The organism is Microbacterium sp. 69-7 (assembly GCF_001897985.1).
GTDB classification, from domain to species: domain Bacteria; phylum Actinomycetota; class Actinomycetes; order Actinomycetales; family Microbacteriaceae; genus Microbacterium; species Microbacterium laevaniformans.
The window spans coordinates 19,453-30,641 of sequence record NZ_MKRU01000002.1 but is presented as its reverse complement, the minus strand read 5'-3'; the positions used below and the strand labels follow the sequence as shown (position 1 = coordinate 30,641).

The 11,189-nt window shown below is 69.9% G+C and carries 6 protein-coding genes; all 6 read left to right on the top strand.

All coding sequences use genetic code 11. The features are described 5' to 3' along the window. On the top strand, nt 1–357 hold a 357-nt coding region (locus BGN98_RS00120; protein ID WP_288118597.1), incomplete at its 5' end, for a hypothetical protein. Beyond that, nucleotides 354–1,640 (top strand): O-antigen ligase family protein, encoded by a 1,287-nt coding sequence (locus BGN98_RS00115; RefSeq protein ID WP_288118595.1) that lies wholly within the window; start codon nt 354–356, stop codon nt 1,638–1,640. The genes BGN98_RS00120 and BGN98_RS00115, both read left to right, overlap by 4 nt. A gap of 76 nt (nt 1,641–1,716) precedes the next feature. Further along, nucleotides 1,717–2,331 carry a hypothetical protein gene (locus BGN98_RS00110; protein WP_288118593.1) on the top strand — a complete coding sequence of 205 codons (615 nt, stop codon included), beginning with the start codon at nt 1,717–1,719 and terminating at the stop codon, nt 2,329–2,331. Nucleotides 2,332–2,389: 58 nt separating this feature from the next. After that, entirely contained in the window at nt 2,390–7,759 is a 5,370-nt protein-coding gene (locus BGN98_RS00105) for a PKD domain-containing protein (RefSeq protein ID WP_288118590.1), read from the top strand. Beyond that, a complete protein-coding gene (locus BGN98_RS00100) occupies nt 7,756–8,469 on the top strand; it encodes a CDP-alcohol phosphatidyltransferase family protein (RefSeq protein ID WP_288118587.1) in 714 nt (237 codons plus the stop codon). The genes BGN98_RS00105 and BGN98_RS00100 overlap by 4 nt, the downstream gene beginning before the upstream one ends. A 134-nt stretch (nt 8,470–8,603) precedes the next feature. After that, nucleotides 8,604–11,177 (top strand): right-handed parallel beta-helix repeat-containing protein, encoded by a 2,574-nt coding sequence (locus BGN98_RS00095; protein WP_288118585.1) that lies wholly within the window; start codon nt 8,604–8,606, stop codon nt 11,175–11,177. Nucleotides 11,178–11,189: the final 12 nt, after the last annotated feature.

Sequence of the window (11,189 nt, the reverse complement as noted above, 5' to 3'; positions counted from 1 at the left end):
CAGTTCGCCGATCCGCTGCCGGTCGCGGCGGCAGCGCTGCAGGACGCACTGCCCGCTCTCCGCTCGACCCTGCGGGCGCATGTCGACGTCGTCGTGGTGGTAGTGGATGCCGCATCCGTCGCCGTGGTGCGAGAACTCGTCGACGACGCCACAGGAGTCGTGGTCGCGGTGCGGAGCGGATCGACGGCGGCATCGGCGCTGTCGGCCCTCATCACCAAGCTCTCCTTCGTGGACGTGCATCCGTTGGGCGTCGTCCTCACCGGTGCCGCCCGACATGCGTCCGGCGTCGTGACCGAGACCTGGCGCGATGCGGTGCCCGTGGGGACCGCCGGAACGGGCTCGGCCGCACGGCCATGACGTCCGCAGGGCTCGGGATGCGCGGGCAACGGGTGCGCGGGGGCGTCCACGCGGATGCCTCGCGGCCGACGCGTCGGCGGTTCGCGGCGCTCGTCGCGTTGTTCCTGCTGGTGATCGTCAGCGTCATCCCGTGGCGTCCGCAGTCGTTCTACACGGGCGGGCTCGATCCGGTGGTCGTCGCGAAGGCCGCGATCGCCGTGGTCGCACTGGGCGGGGCCGTCGGCTTGACCCTCTTCACGCGCCGACGGATGCCGGTGGGTCTCGGACCCGCGGCGGTGATCGCCGTCACCCTCATGATCAGTCTCCTCGGCGGTGTCGTCGCCGGCAACGGCTCCGCAACGGCCGTGCTGGTCGTGCGGGTGTTCATCGTCATGGCCACCCTGCTGCTTCTGCTGACGAACGCGCCGTGGGATCGGGCCGTCGCCGCGTTGCTGACAGCGATGGGGATTCTCGCCGTGGTCGCCGCCGCGACGGGCGCGCGGACGCTGGTCAAGGGCCGTCTGGGCGGCGGCATCCCGGAGATCCATCCGAACGAGCTCGCCGGACTCGCCGCCCTTCCGCTCATCGCCCTCGTCGTTCTCATCCTGCGCCGCGGTGTGCGCGTGTCGGCCGTGATCGCGAGCGTCGTCCTGTTCGGGATCGTGGTCGCCACAGGATCGCGCATCGCCCTCGTCGGCATCCTCTTCGGCGCGATCGTGGCGCTGGTCACCAACGGCGTGCGTCGGCGCGGCGTCCTCTACGCCCTTCTCGTCTTCGTCCCCGTCATCTACGGTGTCATCGTCTTCACCGGCGTAGTCGACGGCCTCGCCAGCCGCGGCGGCACGTCGGCGGAGAGCACGGCGTTGGATTCCCGTCTCACGGGCTGGCGGGTGGTCCTCGGCTGGGATTGGGCCTCGTGGCAGCGTTGGCTGGGCGTCGGTCTGTCGGTCAAAGAGGTCGCGGTCCATGAGAAGTGGCGATCGTCGCAGGTGCTCGACAGCAGCTGGGTCTCACTTCTGGCGCAGGCGGGACTGCTCGGAGTGCTGCTGATCGGTCTGCTGGTGGCGTGGTGCGTGATCACCGCCGTCACAGCGGCGTCGCGTCGCGGACTGCTGTTGCCGCTGCTCACGATGTTCGTCATCCGCACGTTCACCGAGAGCGGCACGGTCGACAGCGCGATGCCGTTCGTCCTGTTCGTGACGCTGTCGGCGTTGCTGACCAGAAGGTCGCGACAGGCGTCCGGACCGCCGGGTCACGAGAACCAAACTCGTGCTCGCTCTGTGACGATGCCGGGCGTACGCTGAGGGAGCGCACGCGGGAAACTGGGGCCCGCGGCGGCGCGGGGCACATGGGGGAGGTGCTTTTCGCATGGCACAAGACATGTCGACAGCCGGACGCGGACGCGCTCCGTGGATCGTTTTCGTGGTCGTGGCGGCGCTGCTGGTCGGCGGCGTGGTGTGGGCGGTGGTCGGCCGGGACCAGCCGGACGCATCCGCGGCCGCGTCTCCGAGCCCGTCGTGGGCGACGCCGACGCCGCAGCCGGCGGCGTTCGAGACACCCGCGGCGGGTTCGACGACCGAGATCACCAAGCCGCCGACGGATGCCGAGGTGCCTCTCGACCAGCCTGCACCAGCGGTGGCCGGCGCGACGGTGCAGCTCGTCGCGGTGACGACGGGCACGTTCACGGGCGATGTGCCCGGCGAGCCGAGCGGCGACGCCATCACCGTGTCGGTGCGCGTCGTCAACAACGGCTCGGCACCCATCGACACCGGCGCGGCGGGCGTCAACCTCACCTACGGGGGAGACGATCGCACGCCGGGCATCGCCGTCACCGACAAGACCGCGCGCGTGTTCCCGGCATCCGTCGCTCCGGGCGCCGAGGCGATCGCCGATTTCACCTTCGTCGCACCCCTTGCGGCGGAGGGGGATGTCCGTGTTACCGTCGACCTGCTGGCGTCTGAGCCAGACATCGTCTTCGTCGGCCCGCGGCCGTAGGAGGCTTGGGGGATTATCGCCTTCGCGGCATCAACGGATGGGGATCCGGCTGCGAGGGATGACTGGGGGAGTCATGGTGCGCATTCGTACCGGCGTCAGCGGACAGCAGACGCGGATCATCGCGACGGTTCTTGCGGCTGCCGCCGCCGTCATCGTCAGCAGTCTCGTCGTCGTTGCGCCCGCGCGTGCGGATGTCAGTCCGCCGGAGGGCACGCCGTCGACCGTCACGGCCGATGCGCTGCCGACCGTCCAGATCAACGGCATCGTCTGGGACCAGGCCGTCGTCGGCAATGTGGTCTACGCGGCGGGCAAGTTCACCTCGGCCCGCCCGGCGGGGGCGGCGGCCGGAACGAACGAGACGCCGCGCAGCAACCTCCTGGCGTACGACATCACGACGGGCAACCTCATCACGTCGTTCGCGCCGTCGATCAACGCGCAGGTGCGCCAGGTCGAGGCGTCGCCCGACGGCACCCGCCTCTACATCGTCGGCGACTTCACGACCGTCAACGGTCAGACGCGCAACCGCGTCGCCGCCTTCGATCTGCCCAGCGGGACCCTTTCGACCTTCAACCCGAACTCCAATGGAGTGACCTCCGGCGTCGCGGCGACGAACGAAACGGTGTATCTCACCGGCACCTTCGGCCGCATGTCGGGAAACGACCGCGCCGGCGCCGCCGCGGTCACACGCGCCGGGGCGCTCCTGCCGTGGGCCCCCGTGCTCGAGGGACGCCAGGGTCGCGTCGTGGTCGTCTCGCCCGACGGCACCAAGGTGGTCCTCGGCGGCAACTTCCAGACGCTCAACGGCAGCAGCAACCCCGGGTACGGCCTCGCGATGGTGAGTGCCGCGGATGCCTCGTTGCTGCCGTTCCAGACCAACAGTGTGATCCGCAACGCCGGGCTCGACGCGTCGATCATGTCGCTCAAATCCGACGGTGCCGGATCGTTCTACGGCACCGGCTACGTGTTCGGCGACGGCGGCAATCTGGAGGGCAGCTTCCGATCCTCCTGGGCCACCGGCGACCTCATCTGGGTCAACGACTGCCACGGCGATGAATACGACGTGCAGCCCATGGGCGACGCCGTGTACGCCGCCGGTCATCCGCACTACTGCGGCAGCCTGGAGGACGGTTTCCCCCAGAGCGACCCCTGGACCTTCTACCGCGGCATCGCGGTGACGAACGAGCCCGCCCGGATCACGCCGTCTGGGCTCAACAACGGCTACTTCGACTTCGGCGGCAACCCGGCACCTCGGCTGCTGCACTGGTTCCCCAGCTTCAACGCCGGCTCGGTCAGCGGCGCCTCGCAGGGACCCTGGACGGTCAACGGCAACTCCCAGTACCTCGTCTATGGCGGCGAGTTCACCCGCGTCAACAACACGGGGCAACAGGGTCTCGTGCGCTTCGCGGTCCCGTCGAAGTCGACCAATGCGCAGGGGCCCCTGCTGTGGAACACGGCGTGGCCGGCGACGGCGATCGCGCTGTCCGGGGGATCCGTCCGCGTCAGCTGGCCGCTCAACTACGACCGTGACAGCGAGTTCCTGACGTACGAGGTGCTGCGCAACAACGTCGTCGTGAAGACCTTTGAGAACGTCCGATCGAAGTCGCCCGACTGGGGTCTGGCGGCGATGGCCTACATCGACAACTCGGTGTCCAACGGCACGACGTACACCTATCGGGTGCGGGCGACCGATGCGCAGGGTCATTCCATCCTGGGTGGGACGGCGACGGTGACTGCTACGGGGACCTCGACCGCGAGTGCGTATCGCGACGCCGTGCTGGCCGACACCCCCCTGGACTACTGGCCGCTCGACGACGACTCCTCCACCCTGTCCTACGACTGGGCCGGCGCCGCCGACCTCACGGTCAACAGCGGAGTCACCAGAGGGAGCGCCGGCGCGATGCTCAATGACACGCGCCCGTCGTCCACCTTCGACGGATCGAGCGCCGGATTCGCATCCACGACGCAGCAGATCGCAGGTCCCGACACCTTCGGCATCGAGGCCTGGATCAAGACGACCACGACGGCAGGCGGCAAGATCGTCGGGTTCGGAAACAGCTCGACCGGAACGTCGGGCAGTTACGACCGGCATGTGTACATGGAGCCGGACGGGCGCATCACCTTCGGTGTCTACCCCGGTTCGGTCCAGACGATCACGTCCTCGGCGTCGTACAACGACGGTCAGTGGCATCAGATCTCGGCCGGCCTGAGCTCGGGCGGCATGGTCCTGTACGTGGACGGGGTGCGCGTCGCGATGCGCACCGACGTCACCTCCGCTCAGCCCTACAGCGGCTACTGGCGGGTCGGCGGTGACAGCCCGTGGTCCGGTGCCGCGTTCTTCGCCGGGGCGATCGACGACGTCGCGATCTACGGCGCGCCCCTGACCCGCCAGCAGGTGGCCGCCCACTACGTCGCCTCGGGGCGCACGCTCGCCGCCGCCACGGCGCCCGCCGATGCCTACGGCGCCGCCGTCTACGCGCTCGAGCCGTCGCTGTACTGGCGGCTCGGAGAGAGCTCCGGAAACGTCGCCGCTGACGCCTCCGGTTTCGGCCAACCCGGCACCTACGTCGGCGCGGTCGCACAAGGTGCGGCCGGAGCGCTGAGTGGAGTGAGCGACACGGCGGCGACGTTCTCCGGTGGGCAGGTGATCAGCAGGAACACCTTCTCCAACCCGCGTTCGTATTCGCTCGAGGCCTGGTTCAAGACGTCGACGACGACCGGCGGAAAGATCATCGGGTTCGGCAACAGCCCCGACGGAAACTCCAACAACTACGATCGGCACGTCTACATGACGCCGGACGGCAGTCTGATCTACGGCGTGTGGGTCGGCTTCGGCGAGACGCTCCAGACGGCGCCGGGCTACAACGACGGTGCGTGGCACCACGTCGTCGCCACGCAGGGCGCCGAGGGTATGAGGCTCTATGTCGACGGCGCGTTGAAGGGGTCGAACGGTCAGGCCAACGCGCAGGACTACACCGGCTACTGGCACGTCGGCGGCGACGTCACCTGGGGCCCGGGTGACTGGGAGTTCGACGGACAGATCGACGAGGTCGCGGTGTATCCCATGCCGCTCGCGGCGAGCGACGTCGTGCAGCACTACGCGCTCGGCGCGACGGGGACGCCGGCGAACGTTCCGCCGACCGCGTCGTTCACCTCGGCGGTCACCAAACTCGCCGTGGCGGTCGACGGTACGGGCTCGAGCGACAGCGACGGGACGGTCGCCGGGTACAGCTGGTCGTGGGGAGACGGGTCGCCGGACGGCACCGGTGCAACGGCAACGCACACCTACGCGGCGGCCGGCACGTACACCGTGACGCTCACGGTGACCGACGACAAGGGGGCGACGGGTGTGTCCTCGACGCCCGTCACCGCGGTCGCCAACCAGGCGCCCGCCGCGTCCTTCACCTCGACGGCGGCGGACCTGACCATTTCCGTGGACGGCGGTGGATCGACCGACGGTGACGGTCAGGTCACCTCCTACGCGTGGGATTGGGGCGACGGGACCCCCGCGGGAGCCGGAGCGACGGCATCCCACGCGTACGCGGCCGCCGGCTCGTACACGGTCACGCTCACCGTGACCGACAACGATGGTGCGACGGCGACTCAGGCGATCCCCGTGACGGTGACGGCACCTGTCGTGGGAGCGACGTATGCCAACGACTCGTTCAACCGCATGGTGGCATCCGGCCTCGGCGCCGCAGACAACGGCGGCGCATGGACACTGTCGAACACGGCATCCAACTACCGGGTCGATGGGACGAAGGCCGTCTTCGTTCAGCCGTCCGCCACGGCGCAGCGCTACGCATACCTCACGGGGGTGTCCTCGACCGACACCGCGGTAGACGTCGACATCAGCTTCGCTCAGAGGCCGGTGGGCGCCAGCGCGTATGCGACGGTGCACGCACGGCGCGTCGGCGCCGTCGACTATCGTGCGCGCGTGATCATCGCCCCGTCGGGCGGGGTGACCGTGCAGCTCTTGCAGACGACGACCACGCTCACCAATGTGGGCACGACGCTGAACGTCGCTGCGGGCGATGCGCTGCACGTCCGTGTCGAGGCGGTCGGCACGGCACCGACGGCGCTGCGCGTCAAGGTCTGGAAGGTGGGCACCGCCGAACCGGCGGCATGGACCGCGACGGCGAGCGACGCCACCGCCGCACTGCAGGCGGCCGGCTCGGTCGGGCTGGGCGTCTACCTCGGCGGGGGAGCGACGAACGTTCCGTTCGAGACCGGGTTCGACAACTTCTGGACGGGATCGTCCGCGGGGACCGCCCCTGCGAACCAGCCGCCCGTCGCCGCGGTGACGGCGACCCCCTCGGGGCTGTCGGTCGCCGTCGACGGGTCCGCGTCCTCCGATGCGGACGGGACCGTGTCGGCATATGCCTGGGACTTCGGCGACGGGGGATCGGGCACGGGAGCGGCTGCCTCGCACACCTACGCCACCGCGGGCACCTATACGGTGAAACTCACCGTCACGGACGACAAGGGTGCGACGGGGAGCGCGTCGACATCGGTGACGGTCACCGCGCCGGCGGGACCGCCGAACCAGGCACCGACCGCGGCCTTCACGGCGACGCCTTCGGGACTGTCGATCGCCGTGGACGGGTCTGCGTCGACGGATGCCGACGGCACCGTATCCGCTTACGCGTGGGACTTCGGCGACGGGACGAGCGGCACAGGGGTCACGGCCACACACGCCTACGCGGCATCGGGAACGTACACGGTGAAGCTCACCGTGACCGACGACAAGGGGGCGACAGGCACGACGACGAGCGCCGTCACCGTCGCCGCCCCCGCGGCTGCGCCGTTCGCGGCCGACGACTTCGGTCGAGCCTCCGGCACTGCGCTGGGCGCGGCGGTCGTGGGCGGCACCTGGACCCAGACCTCGGGCACCGCCAACGTCGCGATCGACGCAGGAAGGGCGAAGCTCACCTCGCAGGCCGCGGGACAGACGCGCTCGGCGACGCTGAACGCGACGACCTCGGCGAGCACCGATCTCACCTTCGGGTTCGCACTGCCGGCGCTCCCGACCGGAGCGCGCATGTACGTTTCCGCCCTCGGCCGCGTCGTGGGGTCGGACGACTACCGCGCGCGGTGGGTCATCGCGCCGGGTGGTGGCGTGCAGGCGCAGCTCGCGCGCGGCGGCATGGTGCTGTCCTCGCTCGATCTTCCCGGATTCACCCTCGCGGCCAACACCGTGTACACCGTGCGCGTGCAGGTGGACGGTACGGGGACGACCGCTCTGCGCAGCAAGATCTGGCCCGCGGGCACCGCGGAGCCCTCGGCATGGCAGCTGAGCACCACCGACACCACGGCGGCGCTGCAGTCGGCGGGCTTCACCGGCTTCACCACCTACGCGGGCACGGGCTTCACGGGCCTGCCGTTCGTCGTGCTCGTGGATGACTTCCAGGCGAAGGTCGTGGTGCCGTGACCGTCGCAGCGGCCTACGCGCAGCTCGGCGCCGCGCAGAAGGGCCGGGGACGCGGAGCTCCGGCGTACTCGCTCTACGTCAACCGTCCGGTGGGCCGGGTCATCGCGGCCGGCGCGTACGCGGTCGGGCTGACACCCAATCAGGTGACTGCCGTCAGTGCCGGGCTGACCTTCACGGGGATCGTCCTTCTCGCGACGGTACCTCCGTCGTTGCTCCTCGGCGTCGTCGTCTGGCTGCTGCTCGCCGCCGGCTACGCCTGGGACAGCGCAGACGGGCAGGTCGCCCGGCTGCGCGGCGGAGGGTCTCTGGCCGGCGAGTGGCTCGATCACGTGGTCGATGCGGCCAAGCTGGTCAGTCTGCACGTGGCGGTCGCCGTCGGGGCGTTCCGCTTCTTCGATGCGCCGGTGGCGTGGATCCTGGTACCGCTGGGCTTCGCGATCGTTGCAACGGTCGCGTTCTTCGGGATGATCCTGAACGATCTGCTGCGCGCTCGCGCCGGCGTGGCCCAGGCGGCGGAGGCGGGAGGATCGTCGCCGCTGCGATCGATCCTCGGGCTCCCTGTCGATTACGGGGTCTGGTGTCTCTCGTTCGTGCTGTGGGGAGCACCGCCGGTGTTCGTCGTGGTGTACTCCATGGTCGCGTTGACGGCTCTCGCGCACCTCGTTGCGGCGCTGCCGGTGTGGTTTCGCCGCATGAAGCACCTCGGATGAGCGCGCGGTGCGCCGCGCTCGCGGTGAGAAGAGTCTCATAGTTGGCAAGGGCGCTCTGCGCACTTGCTACGCTCGACACACCCCGCGTGCGATCGTTGCCGCGTGGTGGACTCTTGGGGAGAAAGAGACTCCTCATGCGTTCCACGGCGTCTGCCGTCCTTCTCGTCAGCGCGCTCCTCGCCGGCGGCGTTCCCACCGCCGCCCTCGCCGTCGATCGTGACATCGCCTCCTCGCCGACGGTTGTTACCGCTGCGGCACCCGCCGTGGTCTTCGCGGACGACATGCAGCGCAGCGTCGCGACGGGACTCGGCGCGGCCTCGGGCGCGGCCACGTACCGAATGTCCGACCCGCGCGCCTTCTCCGTCTCGGGCGGAGCGGCGCGTGCGGTCATCCGCGTTCCCGGAACGTCGGTGGCCGCATCGCCGTCCGGGCTCACAGCGCTGGACACGACGCAATCGGTCGCCTTCACGGTGCCGAGCCTTCCCGCGTTCGGACGCGGGGTGTATCTGAATCTGCAGGCGCGCAAGACCGCCTCCGGGTTCTACCACGTGCAGGTGGTCGTCGATCCGAAGGGCTCCGCGGTGCTCGAGGCGCTCCGAGTCACCGGATCGCGCCGAGTCGTGCTCGCTCGCACCACCCTCTCGACCCGGCTCCGCGCCCAGACCTCCATCGTCCTCGAAGCGAGTGTGAGGGGCACCACTTCCGTGGCGGTCGACGCCGTCGTGACGGTCGGTGGTGTCACCACCCGGCTCGCCGCCACGGACGCGAGCTCGGCCCGTCTCGCCGCTGCCGGCGCGGTCAGCGTGGGCGGCTACCTCTCGAGCAGCTCGTCTGCTCAGCAGTTCGCCTTCGACGACTACCGTGTCGCCGTCGCGCCGGCGGGGGCCGGTCCCGGCAACAACAGCCCTCAGCCCACGCCGTCGCAGCCGCCGACGCCGCGCCCCTCTCCGACGCCGTCCCCGTCCCCCGCGCCGACTCCGTCTCCGTCCGTGCAGCCCGACCCGTCGTCGAGCTCCACGCTCACCTGGGACGAGTCCGGCACACGGCGCCACCGTGGTGCCCCGTTGCCGGGCGTGTCCAGCGCGCCGATTCCGGTCGGCGCCGTCATCGTCGACGGTTCCGCACGCGCCGGGGGCACCGGGTCGGCCTCCGCACCCTTCTCCACCATCCAGAGCGCTGTCGACCGCGCCGGCACCGGTGCCGTCATCGTCGTCCGCAGCGGCACCTACAACGAGAGCGTCACCGTACCGGCCGGTAAGCGCGTGACGATCCAATCCGCGCCCGGTGCGCAGGTCTGGCTCGACGGCGCTCGCCCCGTCACCGGGTGGCGCAGCGCTGGAACGACGTGGGTCGTCGACGGGTGGACGGCGCAGTTCGATTCCAGCCCCACGTTCACCCGTGGTGCCCCCGACGGCACGACCAGCGGATGGCAGTGGATCAGCGCGGGACACCCGATGGCGGCCCATCCCGACCAGATCTGGATCGACGGCGCGGCGCTGGCACAGGTCGGCACTCGCGATCAGGTGCGTCCCGGCACCTTCTTCGTGGATACCGCCGCCGATCGCCTGTACATCGGTTCCTCGCCGGAGGGCCATCAGGTGCGCGCGTCATCGGAGACCAAGGCGCTCTCGATCCGAGGCGCCGGCACGGTCATCCGTGACATCGGCATCCGGGGATATGCGACATCGGTCTGGATGATGGGCACCGTGACGATCGAGGCGCCGGATGTCACCCTTCAGGGGGTGACCGTCGCCGACAACGCGACGACGGGGGTGTTCGTGGGGGCCGCGCGCGCGACTCTGCGCGACGTGACCCTCGCTCGCAACGGTCTGCTGGGCATCGGGGCGAACCTGGCGGACGATCTGCGTCTCGAGAACGTCCTGGCCCTCGAGAACAACGCGGAGCACTTCAACCAGGCTCCGGTGTCGGGGGGCGTGAAGATCGCCAAGTCGCGCGGTGTTCGCGTCGTCGATTCCGCCTTCCTCCGCAACGACGGCCCGGGGATCTGGACGGACCAGTCCGTCTTCGATCTCACGATCGCCAGGAGCGACCTGATCGGCAATCTCGGGCACGGCGCCTTCATCGAGCTGACTCAGAAGGTCGACATCGTCGACGATCTCATCGTCGGGAACGGCGGCAATGCGCTGAAGATCAACAACACCGGCGACGTGCAGATCTGGAACAACACGATCGTCGGCGGAAACCGGACGATCAACATCGTCCAAGACTCTCGCAGCCAGGCGGACGCGTCCGTCCCTGGCCACGATCCGCGGCGTCCGTTCCCCGACCCCGACATGCCGTGGACGATCCGGGACATCGCCCTCGGCAACAATGTGGTGGGAGGCAGCAGCGGCGCGTGCACCCTGTGTGTCGAGGACTACTCGCACCGCTTCGCCGCGAGTGAGCTGAACATCCGATCGGACGGCAACATCTTCCAGCGCACGGGAGCATCGCAGCCCGCGTGGCTCGTCGTGTGGGCTCGGGGCGCCGCGAACGTGAATCCCTTCGTCTTCACGACGCTCGACAGCTACCGTGCGATCACGGGCCAGGACCTGCACTCGATCTCCATCGACGGTCGCCCGGTGACCACCCCCACCGGTTCTCTGCTCGGCGATGTGTCGCATCCCGGTGTCGCGCAACCCCGCCCTCCGCGCGCAGCGGCGTGGTGGACGGGATCGGTCGACGGGGTCGGGGCGCGGATGCCGTGATCGGCGCCCCGA

What these genes read in the sequence shown, in the direction of transcription:
- BGN98_RS00105 (WP_288118590.1), top strand. Translation starts at nt 2,390, where the DNA reads ATGACTGGGGGAGTCATGGTGCGCATTCGTACCGGCGTCAGCGGACAG.
- BGN98_RS00095 (WP_288118585.1), top strand. Translation starts at nt 8,604, where the DNA reads ATGCGTTCCACGGCGTCTGCCGTCCTTCTCGTCAGCGCGCTCCTCGCC.
- BGN98_RS00110 (WP_288118593.1), top strand. Translation starts at nt 1,717, where the DNA reads ATGTCGACAGCCGGACGCGGACGCGCTCCGTGGATCGTTTTCGTGGTC.
- BGN98_RS00115 (WP_288118595.1), top strand. Translation starts at nt 354, where the DNA reads ATGACGTCCGCAGGGCTCGGGATGCGCGGGCAACGGGTGCGCGGGGGC.